The organism is Trichocoleus sp. ST-U2, from assembly GCF_039961875.1.
GTDB lineage: Bacteria > Cyanobacteriota > Cyanobacteriia > Cyanobacteriales > FACHB-T130 > FACHB-T130.
This window is the reverse complement of the sequence record NZ_JAMPJY010000013.1, coordinates 114,404-138,823: the sequence shown is the minus strand read 5'-3', so window position 1 is coordinate 138,823 and position 24,420 is coordinate 114,404. Positions and strand designations below refer to the sequence as shown.

Sequence of the window (24,420 nt, the reverse complement as noted above, 5' to 3'; positions counted from 1 at the left end):
GGATTAGCGGTAGGTTTGATTAATCTGCAAGGATGTTCAACAAAGGTTCCCGCTACTTTTAGGATGCCCAAAAAATTTGCTGCATTTCACAATTAATTGGCTTTCTAGATAAACTTTTGAGTTAATTTTTATGTGTTAATCGTTGTCGGTAATAATTTTAGCAACTAGCATTTAACCCACTTGTCCGTAGAGAATTGGGTCAGTCGGAACAGGAAAAATAATCAATGGCTTTTCAGGGACTTTTTGTAGGATTAGTTACCTTAGACCTGGTGTATTTAACGACGGGTCTACCCGAACAAAATCAGAAAATTGTTGCATCTGACTATACGGTGGCGGCAGGAGGCCCTGCGACCAATGCAGCCGTGACTTTTAGTTATTTGGGCAATCGAGCAAGTCTTTTAGGTATAGTTGGTATTCATCCAATTAATTGCCTGATCCGGACTGATTTGGACAGTCACTCAGTGACGCTGATAGACCTGTCACCTAGCCAATCTGAACCTCCGCCGGTATCTTCTATTATCACGACTCAGGCAACAGGCGAGCGCGCGGCAATCTCGATCAATGCGACGAAAACACAAGTTAGCGGTGAATGTCTGCCCCTCAATATTTTACAGGAAATTGATATTGTACTCATTGATGGGCACCAAATGGCAGTTGGGGAGAAAATTGCCCGATTAGCTAAAGAAAATCAGATCCCTGTTGTCATAGATGGCGGCAGTTGGAAGCCTGGATTTGAAAGAATATTGCCCTTTGTAGATTACGCCATTTGTTCGGAAAATTTTCATCCCCCAAGTTGCGATCGCGCACAGCAGGAAGTTCTTTCTTATCTATCCACACTAGGGATTCCTCACATCGCTATCACTGGCGGAGAGAAACCTATCCAATATCTTTCGCAGGGTACAAGCGGATCGATAGAAGTTCCCCAAATAAATCCCGTTGATACGATGGGTGCTGGGGACATTTTTCACGGTGCCTTTTGTAACTATATCCTACGGAAAAGTTTTGCCGATGCGATCGCATCGGCGGCAAAAATTGCCTCTCATTCCTGTCAATTTTTTGGCACTCGTCGATGGATGCAGAAAACAGCACCAAAGTAATCAGAATTAACCAATCTTAAACTTGGGAGAGGGAACCGGCAGCATATAATAACTCAACTGGCTTAGGACAGAAACTCTCAGAAATGGAAAGCACTTATAAACAAAGCGGTTTGACCCGCAGACAACATCTTTGGATTGCTGGTAGCCTTTGGACGCTAGTCGGATTAGGGCTTTTTAGCATGGGGTTGGTATTCTGGTTTAAATTCCCTTATTTGGGATTGTTAGACGGACAGCATTTGGGGTGGGGTGCAGCAGCTTTTAGTCTTGGTCTAATGAAGGGAAAATTGATTCTTGACCGCACTGCAAATCGCGTCATTAATCGGGTAGAAACGCTACAGGAACCAAACCCGTTTAAGAGTATTTTCCAAATGTTTGGAGTGAAAACCATTGCTTTAATTGTGGCAATGATGACCATTGGTATCGGATTGCGACGTGCGGGTGTTAGTTTTGAAGTGAGGGGTTTAATTTACATAGCGGTTGGCGCTGCGCTGCTGTGGAGTTGTCGCCGCTACTGGATAGCCTCCACCCAAGTGCCGACAGCCGAGGAAGCTTAAAGTGACAGTATTAAAATCGTTGGGCGAAAACCGATATGAGGGGCTAGAAGAAATTGTCGCGATCGCTCGAAGTGTAGGTTGGGGTGCCGCCGATATCCTCCAGTCTTACTATCGCGGCGATCGTAGCACCGATGATTTGGAAGTTGAAAACAAAAAAGATGGCCCTGTCACGGCAGCAGATGTCGCCGTCAACGAATACATCCTCTATAACTTGCAGGCGTCTCTCAACAGCCCAGATTTCGGATATTTAAGCGAAGAAACTTATAAATCTCAGACACCAGCAGTAGAGCAACCTTGGGTTTGGATCGTTGACCCCCTCGATGGAACGCGAGACTTTATCGATCGGACGGGTGAATTTGCAATTCATATTGCCTTAACGCACCAAGGGCGTCCCATTCTGGCAGTGGTCGCGTTGCCAGAGGCAGGAAAATTGTATTACGCAACCAAAGGCGGCGGCACCTATATGGAAACTCGTGAAGGCCAACCCAAGCCAGTTCGCGTATCGGAACGCAACGCCCTTGAGGAACTCACCTTAGTCGTTAGTCGCACCCATCGAGATGAGCGTTTCAATCAGTTAGTGCAACACCTGCCGTTTAAAAATAAACACTATGTCGGCAGTGTCGGCTGCAAAATTGCCACCATCATCGACCACCAAGCAGACGTTTATATCTCCCTGTCTGGTAAATCTGCTCCCAAAGATTGGGATATGGCGGCTCCAGAGCTAATTTTGACGGAAGCAGGAGGACAATTCACCCACGCTGATGGCACTCCCCCCAAGTACAACCAGGGGGATGTGAATCAATGGGGTTGTCTAATTGGGAGTAATGGTCACTGTCACGACACGCTTTGCGCCCAAGCCTCAGAAATTCTGGCTCAATTGGATGCGCCCGCTTAGGTTGCACCGTGCGATCGCGTCTAAAATGCGATCGCGTTTCCCACCAGTAAAACCATGAATATTTCTTAGCACCATCATCAATTAAAAATTAGAAATTAAAAATGCCAAGTTTTTAATTTTGCATTTTTAATTGATGATTGAGTAGTTTTACTAAGAATCAATCAGATTACCTAGGAGTTAGGTGTCTCCGGGGGCCAATACCTGGATTGATAACGGCTGCCAACTCCTCCTCAGATAAATTCTCGATTTCATTATTCAGTTCTTGAACTGTGAAGTCATAGCCACGTTCACGGGCAATCTGGATGAAGGTTTCTGGGTTAGTGGTTGCTTTGAGTCTTGCTTGTAATGCTTGATCTTCTTTAACTGCTTTGAACAAACTGGCAGCGCTTTCCTGTGCCATGACAATACATCTCCATTAAATATGTGTGATTTAAATGCGTGATTCCGATGCACTAAAGATATTGAGATAGTGCATCGAGTCGGCATCACAGCTGAGGTGAAACAAGTCTCTACCCCGCATGTCATGTCGGCTGAACCTAGTTACCTTTTAGGATAAAGATTTCTGTGATACAAGTCACAAAATATTGACAAAAATTAAAGCTGCCGGTATTTGCAAATACCGGCAGCTAAATACACTTGTGCTAATACATACCAGTGCTAATACATACCAGCACGAAGATTTTAAATTTCGGCGGAGGCGCGTTCAATCAAGCGACGAGCCAAGGTTTGAGTGCCTGTGTGTTCGTAATAGTTTGTTGTCACATCTAGAAAGGCACCCAGATAGTCCAACTTGTCACCGGAAACTTCCACAAAATTTTGCAGGTTACTGACAACTTTTTGTGGGGTTAAATTGTGTGAGGTGACAAAACCACTCATCCAGCCTTTAACTGAATCAAAGCTTTGACCGATAAAGTTGAGCTTACCTTCCGGACTACCGCCAGGAATCAAATCGTTGACACGCTGGTATGTCTGATTTCCTTCTAGCTCTGCGGGACTCGCTTGATTCAATCCGGAGGTGGCTTTGAGGAGGAAGTCAGAGCCAAGGGGAACTAAACCATCAAAGCTAATTAAAGCCACCATCCGCATCAAAGATTCGCCACTATAATCAGCTAAAGAGGCGACAAAATCTCCAATGCTGTCTCCTGGGATGCCGTTGATTTGGCAAAAGGCAACCAACTCGACCACCAATTTTATACACAAATCAATCGTTTGAGCTTTGTCCGCTTTAGGAGTGATGTTGTTTAAAAAACCGAAAAGCGGAATTTTTTCGCCTACTTTGTTCGCCAAGGCGGCTGTACCGAGAGCTTTATCTGCACTATCAACAGTTTGATAGAGCCACATGGCTCGCTGATATCCCTGCGATTTGTCGTTGTACAGATAGACGGCGCGTTCGCCAATTTGCTGAATTAACGCTTCGTCAGTTTCGCCAGTGACAGCACGAATTGTGTTGTCAAAGCCAACAATATTTTGCCATTGCCCCGGAACGACAAAATCAAGCGATCGCAAAGCCATCGTGGTGATGTTATTGGTTGGTAGCTCATCAACCAGTTCAAAAATCGATTTGCTCACAGTCGTAGTCTCCTTGTTTTTTCAGTCGTCATTCATCAGTAGTCAGCAGTAATCAGTCATAAGTCATAAATTGCAAACGAATGACTCATGACTGATTCCTCAGGACTACTTACTTTAGTCGAGACAGACCATTGAGATTAAATTTTTGCAGCCAAGCTTCGCGATCGCTCTGAGTAAAGGAAGCATCGCGGGATTGAATTTTGACTTGGTAGCGATCGCCTACTAAAACAGCAGTGCCATTATTCCCCTGATTCACCGCTGGATAGCCAGCGATTGTTTTACTGCTGCTCTTAAATTTCGCTGCGGCTGTGGGGGTGCTAGTGGTATCAGAAATAGACAGTACGGCAACATCCTTGCCGTCTTTTTTCAACTTATACTCAGCAAAGCCTTTTTTCTCTTGAGCTGGTACGGTTTGGAAGCCACTGCTACTTTTTGGAAAGAATTTATTAAAGCTGCTTCCCTGTTCAGCCTGTTTAGCAACTGCTGGAGGAGCATTCCTTTGAGTGCTTTCCTTTTGCGCTTGGTCGTAACGAGAGGGAGTTTGGGTTGCACAAGAAGTTACTAGCAGCAACATCGAGAGCAACATCGCTGCGAAAATTCTCCGCCCATTTTGAAAAATCATTACCGCCTCCTGATAGCTTGAGGTTTCATTTTTATCACCATCTTCACATTTTTGGCATCTAGCTATGGAGAAACTTAAGCGATTCTCAAGAGGTTCACTCACTTAAGCCGTGACAAGTCTCAACCCCAATTCTTCTTCTCCCTACATTCTACTTGCGCGAGATTTTACATCAGAATTCCCCAAACCCTTTTTTCAGGGAGAGAGGGAAGTGAAGTGTAGCGCCAATCAAGCGGAGGGATTGGGTGCCTCGGAATCCCTGTGGAGAAAGGGGGAGGAGATTATGCCGCTTAAGCGCGGTGAGCAATGACAGCGTAGAAAGGATCTCCCCCACTGGCACCCATCCACTGTAGGAGCTTCGGCGCGGAGGATTGGTGAGTAATGACTTCTGGGGAGCTAAATCCGGGGACTGAGGTGAAGTAGCTTTTCACTAGCTCAACCCGACTAGCTTCGGAACTATCTCGCCATGCAGCGATCGCTTTTTGATAGAACATCCGGTTGGAAAAGCTGATAATTGCGATTCCACCCGGCTTGAGGATGCGATGAATTTCCGCAAATACAGCATCCGGATATTGCAGATACTGCACCGAGACGCAGTTGAGAACGGCGTCGAAATCTTCATTCGGTAGAGGTAGCTTTGGATTTTTGTTGATATCTTGAACAAAATAACGATCGAAGCGGGGATTTTTCGCCAGTTCCTCTTCGTTCAGTCCGTGTCCTTCGATGTGAGAGAATTTCATCTCCTCTGGTAGATGGGAAACCCAGCTGCTCATCATGTCTAAGATGCGGGTATTCGGCTTCAAGCGATCGCGGTAGAGATCCGTCAGTTGTTGAATAAACCCTTCGTCTACGTGGGTCACAAACCGCGGATAGGAGTAAAACTCCTTATCATCGGTATCATCTAACTTAGTGCGTTGATTCGGTCGCAGCATCATCACCTAAAACTGAAGCTATCTTTACATCACCAGTTTAGAAAAATTACGAACTGTAAAGATATGCCCACAGGCTAAAGCTACACCCTTGACAGTGACGGCTGTTAACCTTAGCTTGGCGTACCTCTGCGCCCGCCTTTGCGTTCTTTGCGTTAAAAAACCCTCTTTCAAATCCTGGCGGGGTTTCCCTTGCCAGCAACCGAGAAACAAAGCTAAATTAATATTACGTATGCTAAATAATTAACCAATGTCTTCTACATCTGCTGAGAGCAAGCCTTTTGAGCAATGGCACGAAGTAATGGCACCCTATAGTTTGGGCTACCGGATCAAACTGCTCTCCCAGGTGTTTAGCCGCAAGTTTCAGGAACGGCTGGAGCCTTTAGGACTGACTCCCTTTCACTGGGTTGTATTGTGCTGTTTGTGGGAAGAAGACGGCTTAGCCACTTGCAGTATTGGGGAAAAACTACAGCAAGTGGGAGGCACGATCACCGGGGTGCTAGATCGGATGGAAGAACGGGGGCTGATTCGTCGGGAACGCGACCTTCGCGATCGCCGGATTTGGCGCATTTGGTTGACGGAAGCAGGCAAGCAACTACAAGAAGTCCTACCGCCAATCGCGCTAGAAATTCGGGAACAGGCGATGAAAGGGATTCCGATGGCTGAACGCGAACATTTTTCTCAATTGGTAGATCAAGCGATCGCGAATCTCTCTTAAGGCTTGTAGAAGATAGGGGCAATCTTCATCCGGCTGAGTGAAGCAGGGCATTAAGGATTTATTTAAAAATATTACGTATACGAAGTAAACGCTGGCTAAGCATAACTTCACGAACATTACGTATTCGGAATGACCGCTTATTAAATACTTTGCCGAGCAGCTAAAAATTGATAACAACAAACTGAACCAAGGACAGATGCCTCTCTAGAGGATGTGCTGTTCCAGTAGCAATAAATCAACAGACAGTAGATAGGTAATCAGAACTACAAGCAACCCCTGATACTGATGTTGAAACCCAGGAAGCCACACGGCTTCCGCCCGCAGAGGGACACCCCCAATTTACCCCCAATTTAAACCCTGGCTGGGTCTTCCCTGCTAAGAAATAACTAACTTGTCCGCTATTTAAGCATTCGCTGAAAACCAAGAAATTATGAAGAAAAACGCCATCAAGTTCATGCCAGTTTTACCGGCATTGAGATCAAGAAATTATCAGTTATTTTTTGCCGGTCAGGGGCTTTCACTCGTTGGAACTTGGATGACGCAAATCGCCACGATTTGGCTAGTTTATAGTCTCACGAATTCAGCCTTATTACTGGGTATAGTTGGATTTTCAGGACAATTTCCCAGTTTTATACTGACTCCATTTGGTGGGGTTGTAGTCGATCGAGTCTCTCGTCATCGGCTCTTAGTCCTTACTCAAAGCCTCGCCATGCTCCAGTCGTTGGCGCTAGCTTTTGTAGCCCTAACCGGAATCGTCCAAGTCTGGCATCTGATTGTTTTGAGTATATTCCAAGGAATTATTAATGCCTTTGACGCCCCGGCTCGTCAGGCTTTTGTCCCAGAAATTATCGAAAGAAAAGATGATTTAGCCAATGCGATCGCGCTGAATTCTTCCATGTTTAATGGGGCGCGATTGATTGGCCCTGCCATTGGAGGGTTGCTTGTTGCCTCAGTTGGAGCGGGTTACTGTTTTTTAATTGATGGTCTCAGCTATATTGCCGTTATTGCCGCTTTATTAGCAATGAAGGTAAAGCCCAGTAAAATAGCAGTCTCTCACGCTCATCCTTGGCAAAGATTGAAAGAAGGATTTGTGTATACCTTTGGCTTTCCACCAATTCGTTCTATCATCTTGCTGCTAGCGTTAGTTAGTTTTATGGGAATGCAATATACCGTTCTCACACCAATATTTGCCACGCAAATTCTTCATGGGAATGCTGAAACTCTGGGCTTTCTGATGGCGGCGGCGGGAGTAGGAGCGTTAATTGGTGCAGTTCATTTAAGTACGCGGAAAAATGTTTTAGGCTTGGGCAGATTGATTGCTTATTCTCCGGCTTTCATGGGGATGGGATTGATTGGTTTTTCTTTGTCTCGCGTGCTGGGACTTTCTTTACTAATGATGTTACTAGTTGGCTTGAGTTTTACTTTGCAATTTACATCTAGTAATACAGTTCTCCAAACGATTGTTGAGGATGATAAGCGTGGCAGGGTAATGAGCATCTACACGATGGCTTTTTTTGGCGTCGTTCCCTTAGGAAATTTATTTGCGGGTTCTTTAGCAAGTCAAATCGGTGCGCCCAATACGTTAATGATTGGGGGAATCTTTTGTATTCTCGGTTCTTTCGTATTTACAAAACAGCTTCCTGACATAAGACGCTTGGTTCGCCCTATTTATACGAAAATTGGCATTCTTCCCTAGCGATCATAAAAAGAGTGTGATTGAACCGCAAAGGCGCGAAGTAAGAAGGGAAGAAAGAAAGAAAAAAGAAAAGTTTATGAATGAATTCAAATGGCTATATTGGTTGGCAATCCTTCAATTTAACCTGGAGGAAACCAGTGGCGGAACCTGATGCAGTTCGGAAGCAACGCCGGCAACGCAGCAGCGACTGGAACAGTTGACTCAGTTTTTTGTCAGTCGGGGTGCGGATCTGAGTACCGCTCAAAATCAAGCGATCGCTACGATTACCAATACTGTCCGCCGCGAAGCTTATATGATGGCTTTCAATTACCTCCAAGTGAATCGGAACGTTGCTCCAGCGCCTGCTGCGGACTCTACCCACACCCGTCCACCGCGACTTTCGACGATTTTCTTAACCACCGACAGACCGATGCCAGTTCCTTCAACTTTGTCCCTCGCTTCCAGCCTTTGGAAAATGCCCCAAATCTTCTGATGGTATTCGGGTTCGATTCCTTGTCCGTTATCAGCGACCGAGAACTCGTAGTATGTTCCCAGTTCCCGAACACCAACTTGAATACACACATCCGAGCGTTTTGCGTACTTGATGGCGTTGCCGATCAAGTTCATAAACACCTGCTGTAGTGGCACCCGTTCGGTTTGCAACGTTGGCATAGACTCTACAACAATCGCCACTTCCGGCGGTGGATCGAGCAGTTCGATGACTTCCGATAGCAAGGAGGACACATTCACCGCCTCTATCTGTTGTTGTACCCTACCCGCCCGCGAATATTGCAGAATGCCGTTAATTAAAGCTTCCATACGGTGAACTCGTCCCCGCAATAAATTCAGATGTTCGCGGGAGTCTTCAGTCAGTTTATCTGCGAGGTCTTCTTCAATCCATTCTGAAAGCGTAGCGATCGCTCTTAGGGGTGCTTTTAAGTCATGGGATGCAATGTAAGCAAACTGGTCTAAATCCCGGTTACTGCGTTCTAGCGCCTGGGTCATTTGAACCAGTTCTTCCGCCTTTTTCTCAATTTCCTGACGCGATCGCACTTGTTCTGTCACTTCCACGGCGTGGGTCATAATGCCGTTGACTTTACCATTAGCATCTACTAAGGGTTGGTAGACGAAATTCCAAAAACTCTCTTCTAGAATGCCATCGCTGTTGCGGTCGAACATCGCCCGCATCTCATTGCCGACAAAAGGTTCGCCACTGGTATAAACCTGGTCTAACAACTCGAAAAAGCCTTGCCCTTGCAAGTCCCAGAACGCCTCGCGCACGGGTTTACCAACGATATCCCGCTTTTCCACAATCTGCATATACAGTGGGTTCACTGTTTCCGTGACATGGTTCGAGCCACGGGTGATGGCAATTGCCGCCGGTGCTTGCATGAAGACTCGCTGTAGTTCAGCACGGGCTGCTTGGGCTTCGGCTAAAGCGCGATCGCGAATCTCCCGCTCTTGCTTGCGTTCGCTGATGTCGCGAGAAACCCCTACAATCTCCACAACGTTGCCATTGGTATCGAAAATTGGGGATTTAATCGTGTGGAAGAAGCGAGTTTCGCCGTCAGCGCGGACATTCGGCTCTTCCAGAACCTCGATTGGCTGACCTGTTGTGAAGACTTGCAGGTCGTCTTGCAGGTACTGCTGAGTGTAATCGAGTTGATTGTAAGGTACATCCGTGATGCCGTGAAGCTGCTCAAGAGTCATTCCATAATATTCGCAGGCAGCTTTGTTGGCATACACCACAACTGAGCCAGGAGCCTTACAAAACACCATATCCTGCACGGAATCGAGAATCTGGGCATAGCGGTGTTCGCTCTGTTTAAGCGCTTCCTCGGCACTTTTGCGATCGCTAATATCGGTGTGAACGCCAATCCATTCCCGAATGCTGCCGTCCGCTTCAAATACGGGGACGGCTCGGACGCTCATATATTTATAAATACCGTCGGAACGCCGCAGACGATGCTCGATTTGGTAAAGGGTGCCATTGGCAAGCGCATTCAACCACTCTTGCACGGTATGCGCTTGGTCATCTGGGTGAACGGCATTGAGCCACCCCCAGCCTTTTAGCTGTTCGTAGGATTGCCCGGTAAACGCACTCCAACCCGGCTGTGGAGTGACAAATTCTCCCTCAGCTTTTGTGTCCCAGATAATTTGAGCTGTGGCTTCTACAAGCGAACGGTAGCGTTCTTCACTCTTGCGGAGTGCTTCTTGCACCGTTTCCACCTCGATTCGTGCTGCCTGTTCGCGCAATAAAAGCTGAGTTTTTTCCTCAGCTTCCTTCTCCTTGGTGATATCGACCATTACGCCGCGCAGCAACTTGGGGCAACCTTGTTCATCGCACACTACACGCACCACATCTTTGAGCCAGACAAGGCGACCATCCGATGCGATCGCTCGATACTGGAATTCGTGGTCTTTTGCTTGATTGGTTGCACTCACGCAAAAATTAACGCACCAGTCGCGGTCTTCCGGATGCAGCAAGCAATCCTGCCAGAACGTCGGCTCATTTAACCACTGACTGATCGGATAGCCGAGAATATCTTGAGCGCGATCGCTAACAAACGTGAACTTCCACGTCACAGCGTCCATTTCCCAGACAATCGCATCCAGTCCTTGCACTAGCTCGACAAAGCGCCGATGTGCCTCTGCTGCACTTCGTGCCGCTACTTCCTGCTCAGCTGCTTCGCTAATGCTAACAGCCAGCGCTGTTGTTGATGCCTCAGCGTCTCGGTGTGCCGCTTCTAACTCCGTCTCACTCATCCTCAAGTCTTCTTTTCAGTACGACCAGCTCAAGATGCCCGACTGTTTGCCCAGGCTCCAAACGTTTCAGCAGCTTACTTTTGAGTAAATTCCGGCGCAATCCGATCTGTCTTTGCCGCCATTATAAAATCGTTCCGGTGCAAACCAGAAATCGCGTGAGTCCACCAGCTCACCGTCACCTTCCCCCACTCCGTCAGCAATGCTGGGTGATGCCCTTCCGCTTCCGCCGCTTCACCGACTTTATTAGTGAAAGCTAGCGCCGTCTGAAAATCTGCAAACTTGTAGGTGCGCTTGAGCCGCGATTCTCCCTCCTCTTCCACAATGTTCCAATCTGGAATCTCTGGTTTCAGTTCTGCGATATCCGCCTCAGTGACGTGTGGCGCATCCTTATGACAGGCAATACACTTTTCTTGTGTCAGATTTGCCATATTTCCCTATTTTCGGCACTTAAGTTGTCCGATCTTACTCAAGTGTTGTTTTTCCCACGTCTGCCGTAATGCGGATTTTGCATGGGAAGGATGGGTGGGAGCGATCGCGCCTGGGTTGCAGGGAGAGGAACGACGCGATCGCACTCTTCCACCTCCACAGCAAAACGCGATCGCATCTCCTCCAGCCAGCACTTGTAAAATAAGAAAATCTGATACCCATTACAGGTTAAAACCGTGACACCAAGTTCACAAGACACGGACGTAGAGATCAGAGAATTTCCGATTCGTTTGCGGGAAGGGGGGGAAATTACCGTTCCCCAGCTGGTGCAAGATAAGCTCAACTTAACCGAAGGAGATATGCTGACGCTGTTGCAAGTAGGCAATATAGTCTTGCTTACCCCCAAACAGCCCCAAGTTCCCCAACTAGCCGATAAAATCATAGCCCTCATGGAAGATGAAGGCGTAGGCTTGACTGAATTGCTAGAAGGAATACACGCAGAACGGGAAGCAATCTGGCAAGAGCAACAAGATGCGTAGAGTCTTTGCTGACTCAAGTATTTTAATTGCTGGAGCAGGGTCTCGCAGTAGAGCCAGCCGTGCTGTACTAACAATGGCTGAAATAGGCTTATTTAAGCTGGTCATCTCCCAGCAAGTATTAGATGAGTGCGAGCGCAACCTTCGCAAAAAATTACCCGCTGCCCAACCAATTTTTGCACAACTTCTGACTGCTATCGCTCCTGAAATTCGACCTAACCCACCCTTAGAAGAATCAGCTCAATGGACAGCTATCATCGAAGCAAAAGATGCACCAATTTTGGCTGCTGCTGTAGTGGCAAATGTTGATCGTCTGTTGAGTTTAAACACGAAAGATTTTACCCAGGAAGTCGCTGTACAGAGTAGGCTGATTATTCAGACTCCCGCCGATTTCATCCGAGAAATTTGCGCAATTGTAGAAAGGGGTTTACAGTAAACTCTCTCTTATGGGCGCAAGGATGCGATCGCACTCTTCTTTAACACCAAAAGCGCGATCGCATTCTTCCCAACACAACAAGCGCGATCGTATTCTCCCCAGCAGAAGAAACGCGAGCGATCCCATCTCTCAGCCTCGCCTCCAATTAACAAAGCTTACCGCTAGCTATAATCAAACCATCAAAGTGTTTTTGAATCCAAATGACAATACCTCTTCCTCCACAACTTCGTAGCTTACCCAATAGCCTGCCAGTAGAAGGTGCTGTCCGAATTGAATTGGAAGAAGGAGTACCTATTTTTCGGGCTTCAAGTTTTGTGCAAACTCGAATAGAAGAGTTATTATCCAAACAACAAGATTCCCCTCTTAATACAGCAGAAGAACAAGAACTTGATAGCTACGAAGAAATTGATGATTATCTGAGTTTTCTTAATCGCACTGTTCGGAATCTTTTCCTATCTCAAAATCAAGGAAATCTATAAAGTTGCCTCCTCATCGTAAGATAAGCGAAGTTGTTCGGCAGCAGGTACGTCAGCGAGCCAGAAGTTTGTGCGAATATTGTCACGCATCAGAACAATGGCAATACGTGCAATTTACAGTAGATCATGTAATTCCAATTGCTCAAGGCGGAGCAGATACTATCGAAAACTTGGCTTTAGCTTGTTTTCATTGCAATCGAAGAAAAGCCGATAAAATAACAGCGATAGATCCTCAGTTTGATGCACAAGTTCTGCTGTTTAACCCCAGACAAGATATCTGGAAGGAGCATTTCATTTGGTCTGGTGATGTACTCTCAATCGTTGGTATAACATCCACTGGTAGGGCTACAGTCGTTGCATTAGGATTAAATCGCGAATGGGTTGTAAATATTCGTGCCGCCGATCGAGCAATCGGGCGGCATCCACCAATAGGCGATCCAATTCAGCAAGCCGAGTAAATGATAAACGCGATCGCATTCTCCCCGGCAGAAGAAACGCGATCGCTTTATTCTAATTCGTTGACACTTCTAGATCGCAAACCCCAAAACCACATTTAAACTAAAGCGAATCTGTTCCCAATATTCTTCCTCCAGCACACCTACCAAACCCAAAACGCGACGATGATCGACAGCACGAATTTGCCCAACATCAATAAAACGATCTTGGTCTAATCCATTGGAGGATGTTGCTTTGACATTCACAACGTAGGGGGCTTCTTTATTTCCCGGTCGAAATGGCATCACAATTGTCAGAAGTCCATACTGGTTCATAATGTCATTTTGCACAATCAAGCAAGCGCGGGTTTTTTGCGCCTCAGCCCCTACGGTTGGATCGAGTGTTACCCAACGGATTTCTCCCCGCCGATAAGTTAAATTACTCGCTGGCATTCATGCCATCCCCAGCTACACTATCCCAAGCTGCAATTTCAGCTTGGTACTCTGGATCTTTAGCATCCTGTTGGAGGGCGGTAATCATTTGTGCCTCCAAAATACGGCGGCGGTGTTCTGCTAGCAAATCGTTAATATAGGCGCTGCGGTTGCCTTTTGCCTGCCGATCTACAAATCGCAGGATGTCATCTTCTAAAGAGATTGTGACTTTCTGCATTAGTATGACTTCTGGGTATGGTAATTTCATCATACTCAAAATTCTCCCAGTTCATTTCAGGCATCGTGTGTGAAGCGAGCAGATCAAACCCAGTAAATCGCATCCTTGCCCCGCCACAGCCAAAGCGATCGCATTCTCCGCAACATAAGAAACGCGATAGCTTGCGCTGACTTGTCAGTTCGCTTTTTATCGGGTCGGTTAACCATACTGGGGGATTCGCGAGTTCTATGAGCACAGTAAGAATAAGGAGATCGAGTAGTAAGAGGTAAAAATGCAATCAACTATTGAGCGATCGGCAACCCAACTACCGCCGCTGATTCCCCGCGAGGTTCTTTTCGGCAACCCAGAACGCACCAGTCCGCGACTTTCACCGGATGGTAAGTATCTGGCGTACATCGCCCCCGACGACAAGAATGTCTTGCAGGTGTGGTTGCGGACAGTCGGACAGGAAGACGACCGCCAACTCACCGCAGATAAGAAGCGCGGTATCCGGATTTTCTTCTGGACTTATAACGCCGACCAGCTGATGTATATGCAAGACTCAGATGGCGACGAAAACTTTCACCTCTATTCGGTCAATATTCACTCCAATATTGTCCGCGACTTAACACCCTTCCAAGGGGTAAAAGCACAGCCAGTGGATCTTGACCCCAAGTTCCCGGATCAAGTGTTGGTGGGGATGAACTTGAAGGACTTGCAAAAGTTTGACGTTTACCGCATCAACCTGGCTAACGGTGCGGTTGACTTATACGCCGAAAACCCAGGCAATGTCGTTAGCTGGACAGTAGACGCCCAATTCCAAGTCCGTGCCGCCACCGCTGCTACGCCTGATGGGGGTTCTGACCTATTATTCCGGGAAACAACCCAAGGTGATTGGGAAACGCTGCGTCACTGGGGTCCAGATGATGAAGGCGGTGCCGTTAGCTTCTCGGAAGACGGCAAAACCCTTTATATCAGTGGCAGTCACGATGCCAACGCTAGTCGCCTGATTGCTTTCGATGTCACTACTCGCGAAGAAACAGTAATTGCCGAAGATCCGCAATACGATCTAGGCGGCATCGTCATTCACCCGATTACACGAGTTATCCAGGCAGTTTCCTTCTACAAAGAGAAACAAGAATGGCAGGTACTTGACCAAAGTATCGCCGCAGATTTTGAAGCGATCGCCCAAATTCGTCCCGGAGAGTTCGGTATCTCCTCCCGCGACCTCGCTGACAAAAATTGGCTAGTCGCTTTCCTCACCGATGACGGTCCGGTCTACTACTACGCCTATAATCGAGATTCCAAGACCAGCACTCTCCTGTTCAGCAACAAACCCACACTCGAAGGGTTGTCGCTGGCATCCATGCAACCGATTTCTTACCAAGCCCAAGACGGCTTGACGATTCACGGCTACCTGACAACACCTGTGGGAATCACCGCCCAAAATTTACCAACCGTGTTGCTGGTTCACGGTGGCCCTTGGGCGCGAGATACTTGGGGTTACGACCCGCAAGCGCAGTGGTTGGCAAACCGGGGTTACGCGGTGTTGCAAGTGAATTTCCGGGGTTCCACCGGCTACGGCAAAGCCTTTGTCAATGCTGGCAACCGGGAATGGGCGGCGAAGATGCACGACGATCTTATTGATGCCGTCAACTGGTTGGTACAACAAGGCATCTCCGACCCGCAAAAGATTGCCATTATGGGCGGTTCTTACGGCGGTTACGCAACCCTAGTGGGATTAACTTTCACGCCGGATGTCTTTGCCTGCGGTGTGGACATCGTTGGTCCGAGTAACCTGATTACGCTGATGCAAAGTATCCCGCCCTACTGGGAACCGCTGAAGGCGAATTTCTACTATCGGGTCGGCAACTTGGAGACGGAAGAAGAATTTCTCAAATCGAGATCGCCTTTATTTTTCGTTGACCGGATTACCAAACCACTGCTAATTGCCCAAGGTGCGAACGATCCACGGGTGAAGCAGGCGGAAAGCGAACAAATTGTCGAGGCGATGCAAAAGGCAAATAAGCCTGTAGAATACGCCCTTTACACCGACGAAGGACACGGTTTCGCCCGTCCCGAAAACCGATTGCACTTTTACGCGATCGCAGAAGAGTTTCTCTCTAAATACTTGGGTGGACGCTGTGAACCGCTAGGAGACATCCCCGGACATTCCGGCGTACTAAACCCATAGTCCCCATCCTCACCAATCAAGGTACGCAAAGAAAGTCTAACCTTTGCGTACCTTTGCGTTGAAAACCGAACCTTTTGCACAGAAAAGCAGTATTCTAAAACAAACTAAATTGTTGACAATTAGACTGTTATGGACGACTTTATGACAGATGCGATCGCCGAAGCTAAACAGGGACTCAACGAGGGCGGAATTCCCATTGGTTCAGTTCTGGTGAAAGATGGGCAAATTGTCGGTAGAGGACATAATAAGCGCGTCCAAGACAACGACCCCATTACCCATGCAGAAATCGATTGCTTACGCAATGCTGGCAGAATCGGCAGTTACAAAGATACAACGCTTTATTCTACCTTGATGCCTTGTTATCTCTGTGCTGGTGCTGTTGTCCAATTTGGGATTAAAAAAGTCATCGCCGGTGAATCTGCAACTTTCTCCGGTGCCAAGGAATTCATGGAATCCCACGGTGTTGAAGTGATTGATTTAAACCTGGATGATTGCAAGCAGTTGATGAGCGATTTCATTCAGAATAATCCCCAGTTATGGAATGAGGATATTGGCAAGTAATTTCCCAAAAAATAGCTTTTAACTTTAACTCAACAGGGAATTTTTTTGTTTTACCCTCTAGAAGTTATTTGTTTTTTTTCGATATAATAAACTTGATAAGGAAGAACTAAGCTTCAATATTTATTGAAAACGGATTTCTATTATTTAAATATACCTTGAAAAGGCGGAATTATCGTTACCAAATACGGGATTAATCATAAAAATGTACTGAACATTCTTCCCTTTTGCCACTCAACTATAGAATCCCTCGTTCTCTGAGAAATGTGTCGAACGTCTCTCTATCGGGCAGAGAGGGTTGGGCACCGGCAATAGTTGCCGAAATCGCACCAGTGGCAGCACCCCAGACTACTGCCTCCCGCAGAGGACGCCCAGAAGCCAAAGCTGCTGCCAATCCCCCATTAAACGCATCCCCAGCCGCAACGGTGTCAACTGCCTGAACGGGAAAAGCGGGGACGAAGAATGTTTCCTCCGGTGTGGCACAAAAGACACCGCGATCGCCTAGTTTCACAATTGCAGTACCCACGCCCCGTTGACGTAAAGCTGCGGCTGCTTTAGCAGCGGTTTCTTGCCCATCCACCGCAAAGCCTACCAATTGCCCCGCCTCAATTTCGTTGGGGGTGATGATGTCAACCAACGGATATAAAACAGACGCAAAATCTCCCATCTCGATAGCAGGTGCGGGATCGAGAATGACCTGGACACCGGCTTGTCGGGCTGCCCTAGCAGCTGCGACAACGGCTGGCATCGGAATCTCGAATTGAAGGAGCAATGCAGCAGCACCGGGCAACAAATCGCTAAGGCGTCCCACATCCTCATCGTTCACGCGCCCATTGGCACCGGGGACGATGATAATGTGATTTTCTCCCCTCGCACCCACAGCGATCGCTGCGACGCCAGAATGAGCCGCCTCATCCACCAAGACAGCCCCAGTCTCGACACCAGACGCTTGAAGATTGGCGAGGAGTTCGCGTCCAAAATTATCGGCACCCAGACGCCCCACAAGCTGAGTTGGAATCCCCAGCCGCGCCACTGCTACCGCTTGATTCGCTCCTTTCCCACCCGCAGCCGTAAAAAAGTCATGACCCCGTAGCGTTTCGCCAGCAACTGGCAATCGGGGCGATCGCGCCACGAGATCCATGTTAATGCTGCCGAAGACGATAACTTTGGTCATTGGTCGCTCTTGAAAGTTTTGAATTTTGAGTTTTGAATGAAAGGGATTCCTAACTCAGAACTCAACATTCACCACGCTTCGGACTCGCTTACTGCACCGTAACCGCCGGTTCTAAACCCAAAGTCGCCATTAACCGCTCAATATCGAAGTTTTCAGCCATCATCTGGCGAACGCACTCGACCTTAATCGGTTCGTGGAGCCGCACTTGACCAAAGGCACGGTCAATAATTCCTACAGTCGTCAGCGTATCCAGGTCAACCGACAAAATCGGAATCTCTAAATCTTCAGCGCGGCTGAGGATAAAATGTTGTGGTGGCAATTGTCCAGTCAAGATCAGGCACTGAGTAGAAGTTTCTAAGGCGGCTAGCTGGATATCCGTGCGATCGCCTCCCGTCACCACCGCCATGTTCGTTCCCTTGCGGAAATACTTCAGCGCTGAATTTACATTCATTGCGCCAATTGTCAAGCTCTGTACCATTAAATCCAATCGATCTGGACGGCACAGAACTTCTGCTTTCAACTGGCTGACCAGTTCCCGAACGCTGACACTCCGCAGCAACTCGCTTCTTGGCAACATTCCCAACACAGGAATCCCCTGCCGCTCTAGAAAAGGTCGTACGAGCGTCTCAGCGGCTTCCAGATTAGCTGCGGGAATATCGTTTATCAAAACACCCGTTAAGCGATCGCCCAGCCGCTTTTTAGCTGACAACAGCGCATCCACCAATAGAACCGAGTGAAAACGAGCCACCAGTAAAACAGCCGCATCAACCGCCTCAGCAACCTGTCCCAGAGACAAGTCGAATAAGCTGCCTTCTTCCAAAGTTCCTGGCCCTTCTAATAAAACCATTGGGGCACCAGGCATCCGTCGATACTGCTCCAGAGACAGACGGTAATCCGTCTGGTCTTCTCCAGAAAGGCGTCTTTGAATCGTCTCTTCATCCAGAGACAGCAGAGTCGGTCTGATTCGATTTTCTGGTAATTTCAATACCTGAGCGAGTAACCGGACATCCTCCTCCATCGCATCTGTTTGCGATTCACTTAAACAGGTGCCCAGCGGTTTCCCATAGGCGATATCCAGCCCCTTTTCTTTCAGCTGATGGGCAATCCCCAAGATCGTTGCTGACTTGCCACTGTAAGCTTCTGTTGACCCGATAAGCAAATATTTAGCCGCTTTTGGCACACCCTCACTCCTCATTTCTACAGTGTTCAACCATCTGCTCGTAGCAGCTTACGATAGAACGCGTGGGAAAAGTCGATTGTGCGAGTGCGCTTGAAATTCATAATTACATCGATTAAAAAATCGACTAACTCTGAATTTGCCATCATCACTTCGTAACTCAGTTCCGCATTTCCATCAAACTGCAACCGACAACGGGTCAAATCCAATGGGAGCCTAGACACATACCAGGTGGCAACAAAAGGAATGCTATCGCCGCCTTCTATTTTGCGATTCCCTTCTAAAGACCCTTTTTGATACAGGCTAATTGCCAAGGGCAACATATTCCGCTTATTGCCCTGGTAGTAGGGCATGTAGACACTGACATCCCCTTGGTTTGCAGGCTGAAGTTGGTCAATTGACATTGTCTTAAATCTTCCTCAATTTCCGTCTGACTGGCAGTAGGGCGTTGTCCCTAATTTTCTGCGCTCTGACAGCCGATTGGGAACACAATAGCTTAGAGTTCTAGCCTTGGACGGTGGAGCTAATGGTGATTCTACCTTAATATACAGGTTCCCGCGTCCTCCCCAGGATAAATTCATTCATTAAAGGAATTAAGGACTATGTGGGAGGGAGAAAGAGCAGGAAAGAGTAGTAGAGAAATTTTCGTTTTCCTTCCCCTTTTTTCCCTTTGTAGCGAATTTTTTTCCCCTTTTCCCCGATTCCTGAGTAAAACTTCCTATCTGTTGCCGATTAGTTTACGCTGACTGAATAAAGTTAGGGAATTATTCACGCGAGAAATCTATGCCTCCTTTAGTTGCTAATTACTACTTAACTTATCGCTGCAACGCCCGATGTCATTTTTGTAACATCTGGGCATTAGAGCCACCCCAAGAAGCTGACTTTGCCACGATTCAACACAACTTAAAGGACTTGCGCCGGTTGGGTCTGAAGTATATAGACTTTACGGGTGGCGAACCCCTGCTACGTGCAGATGTTGGTCAGATTTACGCTGAAGCCAAAAAGCAGGGATTTTGGACCAGCATGACGACGAATACAATTCTTTACCCGAAAAAAGCCAAAGAAATTCAAGGATTAGTTGACTTCTTGAATTTCTCGCTAGATGGTGCAGATGCTGAAACCCACGACCATTCGCGGGGAGTGAAAATTTTTGACACCCTGGTTGAGTCGGTTGCTCTAGCACAAGAACTCGGCGAACAACCCGTTCTCAACCACACCGTCACCGCCCAAAATTATCAGCACATTAACGAAGTCGCAGAACTCGGTCTGCGCCTAGGCGTCAGGGTATGGCTCAACCCAGCTTTCACCGCCCACGACCACTACAATTCCAACAAGAATCCCACCCCAGACATGGTGGCAGCAATTCAAGCCGCCGCCAAGAAATATAAGAATGTCGGATACAATAAGGCTGCACTGGCGTTCATTGAAGCTGGGGGGAATGATACGAAAAATCCCCGCTGTAAAGCGGTAGATGCAGTAATTGCGATTTCTCCCGACGACAAGCTACTCCTACCTTGCTATCACTTTGCCCAAACCGGCGTTCCCATTAACGGTAAGCTTTACGACCTCTATCGCCAGTCAGAGGAAGTAGAATCCTACCGCCAATCTCAGGGCAAGCTGTCCGTGTGCGAAGGATGTACGGTATGGTGTTACCTGATCCCCAGCTTCTTTATGGGTGTAGATAAGTATTGGTGGTTGAATCAAGTAACCTATGCCGGAGAATTCCTGGCCCGAAAAAGATTCTTACAACGAGCTTGAACCGCTCGATTCTCTGTTGTCTGAATGTAGAGACGCAATCAATGAAGTTTCTACAGAAGAATTTGAGAGCGACTTTTTTCAGGGACTGGCAGGACGCCGACGCAAAGCGGCGTTCGCCTTAACGGTGATTTGGGGCAGCATCATTGCCCTACATCTGTTTGTTTGGGGTTCGTGGTTAGTCCTAGGACTGACCGGACTGTTGGTGATTCAAGCGTTCCGCGTCGTATTCGCGCGACCCCGACCAGTCCCAGCGCCGTTGTCGGAAGCAACAAAAGACCAATGGCCTTCTGTTTCCCTACTGGTGGCAGCTAAAAATGAGGAAGCTGTTATTGGCAACCTGGTGAAAATGCTGTGTAATCAGGACTACCCAGTAGATCGGTATGAAGTTTGGGTGATTGACGACCACAGCACCGATCGAACCCCCCTCGTGTTAGAGCATCTGGCGAAGGAATATCGCCAGTTAAAAGTCCTGCGCCGAGGTGCGAATGGGGTTGGCGGCAAATCGGGAGCGCTGAATCAAGTGTTGTCCCTGACGCGAGGAGAAATTGTCGGGGTATTTGATGCCGACGCCCAAGTGCCACCAGATATGCTGCGTCGGGTTTGCCCAAGTTTTGAGCGGCAACAGGTGGGAGCCGTGCAGATGCGAAAAGCGATCGCGAACCCATCGCTGAATTTCTGGACTCGCGGTCAGATGGCAGAAATGGCACTGGACTCCTATTTCCAGGAGCAGCGCATTGCCATTGGCGGCATCGGGGAACTTCGAGGCAACGGTCAATTTGTCCGCAGAGCTGCCTTGGAGCATTGCGGTGGGTGGAATGAGGAAACCATCACGGACGACTTGGATTTAACGATCCGCTTACACCTGGATCGGTGGGATATCGAATTTCTGATCTTTCCCCCCGTATATGAGGAAGGCGTCACCAGTGCTAAGGCACTGTGGCATCAGCGCAATCGATGGGCAGAAGGTGGATTCCAGCGCTATCTGGACTACTGGCGTCTCCTGGTTTCAAACCGGATGGGCACCCTCAAAAGCATTGATGCGTTCTCGTTTTTGCTCACCCAGTATATTCTCCCCGCCGCTGCCGTGCCCGACTGCCTGATGGCGATCGCGCGGAATCGTCTGCCGATTCTCAGCCCCATCACCGGAATGACGTTCATTCTGTTTCTGATGGGGATGTTCGTCGGTCTGCACCGCACCCATAAAGAAGAGAAATTGACTGCATCGGTCTTTTTCGTCACCCTGTTGCAAACCTTACGGGGTGTCCTTTATATGTTGCACTGGATGGTAATCATCGCGGCTACTACCGCCCGGATGTCCGTGCGACCGAAGCGGCTGAAATGGATTAAAACGGTGCATCAAGGCAGTAGCGAGGAAAGTTTTGAGTTTTAAGTTTTGAGTTTTAAAAAAAGGGACACGGCAGTACCGTGTCCCTTTTTTTAAATAGGACGCAGCACTGCCGTGTTCTTACTCTAAAACCCTACATCATCATCTTCTTGCCACTCATTGAGTAGCTCGTCGGCAGAATGAATCATCTCTTCGAGTGGCAAGCGCGTCGGCATCTCGGAAAGAGACGGTAAATCTAAAGTCTCCAGATTTTCCTCTCGCTCATCAGCCAGCTTGACAATTTCCCCTTTAAAAAAGTCCGCGAGGCGTTTGGCAGCGATCGCGACTTCATCGTCCCACTCTAAATCGGGCGGTGCGGGTGGTTGAGCAGTAGCGGCTGGAGTTCGTGAAGCTGAAGAACTGCCGTTCTTCACCTCATGCTTCGCCTGCGGTGGCATCTTTGACGGCGGCGGGCTGGTTAAAGGGGGTGCTAAATCGTTACTAGCCCCATTCCCTGTCTTGCCTTCCCCAGAAGGCTGTACGGGCGGTGCTTGAGGAGTCGGTGTCCCAGATGCGATCGCTCCTACGGAATTTTTACTAGGCAATGTTCCCAAAGAATCAGACCTTTCAGCGTTTGGCGGTTTTGAGGCAGGTTGAGACTTTACCTCAGCCCCCCCGCTAACTTGAAAGCTGACTTTTACCTTAGATTGAAAGGTTTTTGAAAAAGCTGCTTCCACATCTGGCAATTTTGTCTGGGCTAATTTTAACAAACCCGTTGAACTGACACTCAGGATTGCTTCCCGACCATTAAAGTTTAGTAAGCGACATCGTTGACGCAAAAATTCTTGCGTCCCAAATAGCTGGACGTGATTAATCACCTGTTGCCAAACTCGATCGAGTTCGACACTTCGATCCGTACCCTCTCCAGGCTGAGAAACTGGCGCAGGAGGTTCGGTCGATTCTCTCGGTTCTGGTGGTGGTGCCGCCGCTGAGGGCGTCTTTGGTGGCGCTTCCGGCTGAATCTGCGGAACACTAGGGAGAACGGGTTCAATGACTGGCTTAGCGGGTTGGGCAGGGGTTGAGTGTTGAGTGTTGGGTGTGGACGCCCGATCGACTCTTGCCTCTTGCGGCTCGACACGCAGGCGACTCAGATTCACACTGCCCGTTGTCTGGGGCTGCTGACCGCTATTAGCTAATGGCAACAATCCCAATAGCGTCACTTCTAACCACAGGCGCGGCTGAGTCGTGTTTCTAATTTGAACTTCGCTGTCTTTAAGGTGCTTTTGCCCCTGCAAAATTGTCGGGATGTCCAGATCCTCAAATTCGCACAACTGAGTCCAGGTGGGCGCAGTCACGGCTACCAAATCCGGGCGTTTGGGGGCAGTTTTGGCGATCAGTAAATCGCGATAGAAACCAGCAAGATTTTGGAGGACAATCAGCGGTTCTCTGCCCCTGTCCATGAGATGACGAGCTTTTTCCAGAACTGCTTCGGGATCGGAATGAGCGATCGCCTTCAACAACTCCATTAAATCTCGTTCTGGCACCGCTCCCACTAAATCCCAGACCACCTCTACCGTCACTTGACCGGATAATAGGCTGAGCTGGTCGAGCAGGCTTTCCGCATCCCGCAAGCCTCCCTGAGCCACTTGCGACACCAAGGTAATCGCCTCGGAAGTGATGTTGATGTTTTCCAACTGGGCAATTTTTCCCAGATGCTCCACCATCGCCTCTAAGGGAATGCGGCGAAAATCAAAGCGTTGACAGCGAGAAATAATTGTCGGTAACACCCGCTGCGGATCGGTGGTCGCCAGGACAAAGACAACGTGCTTGGGTGGCTCCTCTAGCGTCTTCAGCAAAGCATTGAACGCAGCTGAACTGAGACTATGAACTTCGTCAATCACATACACTTTGTAGCGGCACTGAACGGGGGCATATTGGGCGCGTTCGATGATCTCCCGGATATTGTCCACGCCGGTGTTGCTAGCGGCGTCGATTTCAATTACATCCAGCGCTGAACCTTTGGCGATTCCTTGGCAAACAGGACAAACACCACAAGGTTGTTCTGTCGGCTGACTATTCTGAAGACAGTTCAGCGACTTTGCCAGAATCCGGGCGCTGGAGGTTTTGCCCGTTCCTCTAGAACCCGTGAATAAATAGGCGGGGGCAATCCGTTCGGTGCGGATGGCGTTGCGGAGTGTGTGGGCAATCGCTTCTTGTCCCACCAAATCCGCGAACGTCTGAGGGCGATACTTGTGATGTAGGGGTTGGTAGGTCACGGCAGGGATTCGTCAGGCTAGACAAGCGACAGAGGTGTCGATAAAAGTGTAACGTGTTGCTCTAGTCGAACCGAATGCGATCGCCTTCTGGTTGTCTTCAGAGACTTGGTGTGGTTTTCTGGAAAGCAAACATTACGGTTAACCGATCAAAAGCTCATAATAGCCAGTAAACTGTTCAAG

The 24,420-nt window shown here is 48.2% G+C and carries 28 protein-coding genes and 1 pseudogene; 14 read left to right on the top strand and 15 right to left on the bottom strand.

The features are described from left to right. Window positions 1-224: 224 nt before the first annotated feature. The 3 genes from NC996_RS11645 (at window position 225) to NC996_RS11635 (ending at window position 2,546) form a co-directional block, all read left to right on the top strand. Window positions 225-1,097: a sugar kinase gene (locus NC996_RS11645; protein ID WP_190690407.1), complete on the top strand. Its 873-nt coding sequence runs from the start codon at window positions 225-227 to the stop codon at window positions 1,095-1,097. 83 nt (window positions 1,098-1,180) lie between these two features. Then, window positions 1,181-1,651, top strand: coding sequence for a hypothetical protein (locus NC996_RS11640; RefSeq protein ID WP_190690404.1), 471 nt, complete (start codon window positions 1,181-1,183; stop codon window positions 1,649-1,651). 1 nt (window position 1,652) lies between these two features. Then, window positions 1,653-2,546 carry a 3'(2'),5'-bisphosphate nucleotidase CysQ gene (locus NC996_RS11635; protein ID WP_190415277.1) on the top strand — a complete coding sequence of 298 codons (894 nt, stop codon included), beginning with the start codon at window positions 1,653-1,655 and terminating at the stop codon, window positions 2,544-2,546. Between the two features lie 166 nt (window positions 2,547-2,712). Here the strand turns inward: NC996_RS11635 and NC996_RS11630 are convergent, their stop codons facing one another. The 4 genes from NC996_RS11630 to NC996_RS11615 form a co-directional block, all read right to left on the bottom strand. Then, window positions 2,713-2,946, bottom strand: a complete 234-nt coding sequence (locus NC996_RS11630) for a Nif11-like leader peptide family natural product precursor (protein WP_190415279.1) — start codon at window positions 2,944-2,946, stop codon at window positions 2,713-2,715. Window positions 2,947-3,227: 281 nt separating this feature from the next. Then, the gene (locus tag NC996_RS11625; RefSeq protein WP_190430365.1) at window positions 3,228-4,115 is read right to left on the bottom strand and encodes a hypothetical protein; all 888 of its coding nucleotides are present in this window, start codon (window positions 4,113-4,115) and stop codon (window positions 3,228-3,230) included. A gap of 109 nt (window positions 4,116-4,224) precedes the next feature. Continuing rightward, window positions 4,225-4,737 carry a hypothetical protein gene (locus NC996_RS11620; RefSeq protein ID WP_190441150.1) on the bottom strand — a complete coding sequence of 171 codons (513 nt, stop codon included), beginning with the start codon at window positions 4,735-4,737 and terminating at the stop codon, window positions 4,225-4,227. Between the two features lie 287 nt (window positions 4,738-5,024). Further along, window positions 5,025-5,669, bottom strand: coding sequence for a class I SAM-dependent methyltransferase (locus NC996_RS11615; protein WP_190674095.1), 645 nt, complete (start codon window positions 5,667-5,669; stop codon window positions 5,025-5,027). A 244-nt stretch (window positions 5,670-5,913) separates the two neighbouring features. Here NC996_RS11615 and NC996_RS11610 point away from each other — a divergent pair, with 244 nt between their 5' ends. The 3 genes and pseudogenes from NC996_RS11610 to NC996_RS11600 form a co-directional block, all read left to right on the top strand. After that, window positions 5,914-6,381 carry a MarR family transcriptional regulator gene (locus tag NC996_RS11610; protein ID WP_190415287.1) on the top strand — a complete coding sequence of 156 codons (468 nt, stop codon included), beginning with the start codon at window positions 5,914-5,916 and terminating at the stop codon, window positions 6,379-6,381. 430 nt (window positions 6,382-6,811) lie between these two features. Next, window positions 6,812-8,077, top strand: a complete 1,266-nt coding sequence (locus tag NC996_RS11605) for an MFS transporter (protein WP_190690401.1) — start codon at window positions 6,812-6,814, stop codon at window positions 8,075-8,077. A 169-nt stretch (window positions 8,078-8,246) separates the two neighbouring features. Further along, window positions 8,247-8,384, top strand: a pseudogene (locus NC996_RS11600) (EmrB/QacA family drug resistance transporter); the annotation flags it as partial. On the opposite strand, the gene NC996_RS11595 reads toward NC996_RS11600, so the two are convergent. The 3 genes from NC996_RS11595 to NC996_RS11585 form a co-directional block, all read right to left on the bottom strand. After that, window positions 8,384-10,822 carry a PAS domain-containing sensor histidine kinase gene (locus NC996_RS11595; RefSeq protein ID WP_199303385.1) on the bottom strand — a complete coding sequence of 813 codons (2,439 nt, stop codon included), beginning with the start codon at window positions 10,820-10,822 and terminating at the stop codon, window positions 8,384-8,386. The pseudogene NC996_RS11600 and the gene NC996_RS11595 overlap by 1 nt on opposite strands. A 74-nt stretch (window positions 10,823-10,896) precedes the next feature. Continuing rightward, a complete protein-coding gene (locus NC996_RS11590; protein ID WP_190690398.1) occupies window positions 10,897-11,250 on the bottom strand; it encodes a 4a-hydroxytetrahydrobiopterin dehydratase in 354 nt (117 codons plus the stop codon). A gap of 38 nt (window positions 11,251-11,288) precedes the next feature. Then, on the bottom strand, window positions 11,289-11,426 hold the full coding sequence (locus tag NC996_RS11585) for a hypothetical protein (protein WP_348259991.1): 138 nt from the start codon (window positions 11,424-11,426) through the stop codon (window positions 11,289-11,291). Between the two features lie 58 nt (window positions 11,427-11,484). Between NC996_RS11585 and NC996_RS11580 the strand changes: the two genes are divergently transcribed. Together NC996_RS11580 and NC996_RS11575 are read left to right on the top strand one after the other, a co-directional pair. Next, window positions 11,485-11,787 carry a hypothetical protein gene (locus NC996_RS11580; RefSeq protein ID WP_199303384.1) on the top strand — a complete coding sequence of 101 codons (303 nt, stop codon included), beginning with the start codon at window positions 11,485-11,487 and terminating at the stop codon, window positions 11,785-11,787. Further along, window positions 11,780-12,220: a PIN domain-containing protein gene (locus tag NC996_RS11575; protein WP_190690393.1), complete on the top strand. Its 441-nt coding sequence runs from the start codon at window positions 11,780-11,782 to the stop codon at window positions 12,218-12,220. Before NC996_RS11580 ends, NC996_RS11575 begins: the two co-directional genes overlap by 8 nt. Before the next feature lie 8 nt (window positions 12,221-12,228). On the opposite strand, the gene NC996_RS11570 is transcribed toward NC996_RS11575, so the two are convergent. Further along, window positions 12,229-12,372 carry a hypothetical protein gene (locus NC996_RS11570; RefSeq protein WP_190690390.1) on the bottom strand — a complete coding sequence of 48 codons (144 nt, stop codon included), beginning with the start codon at window positions 12,370-12,372 and terminating at the stop codon, window positions 12,229-12,231. Window positions 12,373-12,420: 48 nt separating this feature from the next. Here NC996_RS11570 and NC996_RS11565 point away from each other — a divergent pair, with 48 nt between their 5' ends. Both NC996_RS11565 and NC996_RS11560 read left to right on the top strand, forming a co-directional pair. Then, a complete protein-coding gene (locus tag NC996_RS11565; RefSeq protein ID WP_190674108.1) occupies window positions 12,421-12,699 on the top strand; it encodes a hypothetical protein in 279 nt (92 codons plus the stop codon). A 2-nt stretch (window positions 12,700-12,701) separates the two neighbouring features. Beyond that, window positions 12,702-13,154 (top strand): HNH endonuclease signature motif containing protein, encoded by a 453-nt coding sequence (locus tag NC996_RS11560; protein ID WP_190690387.1) that lies wholly within the window; start codon window positions 12,702-12,704, stop codon window positions 13,152-13,154. 69 nt (window positions 13,155-13,223) lie between these two features. On the opposite strand, the gene NC996_RS11555 is transcribed toward NC996_RS11560, so the two are convergent. The 3 genes from NC996_RS11555 to NC996_RS11545 all read right to left on the bottom strand — a co-directional run bounded on the left by NC996_RS11555 (window position 13,224) and on the right by NC996_RS11545 (window position 14,006). After that, the gene (locus NC996_RS11555) at window positions 13,224-13,583 is read right to left on the bottom strand and encodes a type II toxin-antitoxin system PemK/MazF family toxin (RefSeq protein ID WP_190415303.1); all 360 of its coding nucleotides are present in this window, start codon (window positions 13,581-13,583) and stop codon (window positions 13,224-13,226) included. After that, on the bottom strand, window positions 13,570-13,800 hold the full coding sequence (locus NC996_RS11550) for a CopG family transcriptional regulator (RefSeq protein WP_190674115.1): 231 nt from the start codon (window positions 13,798-13,800) through the stop codon (window positions 13,570-13,572). The genes NC996_RS11555 and NC996_RS11550 overlap by 14 nt, the downstream gene beginning before the upstream one ends. Window positions 13,801-13,883: 83 nt before the next feature. Beyond that, window positions 13,884-14,006, bottom strand: a complete 123-nt coding sequence (locus NC996_RS11545; RefSeq protein ID WP_277879779.1) for a hypothetical protein — start codon at window positions 14,004-14,006, stop codon at window positions 13,884-13,886. Window positions 14,007-14,071: 65 nt separating this feature from the next. Here NC996_RS11545 and NC996_RS11540 point away from each other — a divergent pair, with 65 nt between their 5' ends. Continuing rightward, the gene (locus NC996_RS11540) at window positions 14,072-15,973 is read left to right on the top strand and encodes a S9 family peptidase (protein WP_190690384.1); all 1,902 of its coding nucleotides are present in this window, start codon (window positions 14,072-14,074) and stop codon (window positions 15,971-15,973) included. 129 nt (window positions 15,974-16,102) lie between these two features. Beyond that, the gene (locus NC996_RS11535; protein WP_190690381.1) at window positions 16,103-16,534 is read left to right on the top strand and encodes a nucleoside deaminase; all 432 of its coding nucleotides are present in this window, start codon (window positions 16,103-16,105) and stop codon (window positions 16,532-16,534) included. A 235-nt stretch (window positions 16,535-16,769) separates the two neighbouring features. Here NC996_RS11535 and rbsK read toward each other — a convergent pair whose 3' ends face one another. The 3 genes from rbsK to ebsA all read right to left on the bottom strand — a co-directional run bounded on the left by rbsK (window position 16,770) and on the right by ebsA (window position 19,286). Next, window positions 16,770-17,705 (bottom strand): ribokinase, encoded by a 936-nt coding sequence (gene rbsK / locus NC996_RS11530; RefSeq protein ID WP_190690378.1) that lies wholly within the window; start codon window positions 17,703-17,705, stop codon window positions 16,770-16,772. Window positions 17,706-17,793: 88 nt separating this feature from the next. Beyond that, window positions 17,794-18,885, bottom strand: coding sequence for a DRTGG domain-containing protein (locus tag NC996_RS11525; protein ID WP_190690375.1), 1,092 nt, complete (start codon window positions 18,883-18,885; stop codon window positions 17,794-17,796). Between the two features lie 26 nt (window positions 18,886-18,911). Continuing rightward, complete coding sequence (gene ebsA / locus NC996_RS11520) at window positions 18,912-19,286, bottom strand: type IV pilus biogenesis protein EbsA (RefSeq protein WP_190415317.1); 375 nt, start codon at window positions 19,284-19,286, stop codon at window positions 18,912-18,914. Between the two features lie 379 nt (window positions 19,287-19,665). Here ebsA and NC996_RS11515 point away from each other — a divergent pair, with 379 nt between their 5' ends. Further along, window positions 19,666-20,640, top strand: a complete 975-nt coding sequence (locus NC996_RS11515; RefSeq protein WP_190415319.1) for a radical SAM protein — start codon at window positions 19,666-19,668, stop codon at window positions 20,638-20,640. Next, window positions 20,594-22,030 (top strand): glycosyltransferase family 2 protein, encoded by a 1,437-nt coding sequence (locus NC996_RS11510; protein WP_190690371.1) that lies wholly within the window; start codon window positions 20,594-20,596, stop codon window positions 22,028-22,030. The genes NC996_RS11515 and NC996_RS11510 overlap by 47 nt, the downstream gene beginning before the upstream one ends. Before the next feature lie 80 nt (window positions 22,031-22,110). Here the strand turns inward: NC996_RS11510 and NC996_RS11505 are convergent, their stop codons facing one another. After that, window positions 22,111-24,240, bottom strand: coding sequence for a DNA polymerase III subunit gamma/tau (locus NC996_RS11505; protein WP_190690367.1), 2,130 nt, complete (start codon window positions 24,238-24,240; stop codon window positions 22,111-22,113). Window positions 24,241-24,420 lie beyond the last annotated feature (180 nt).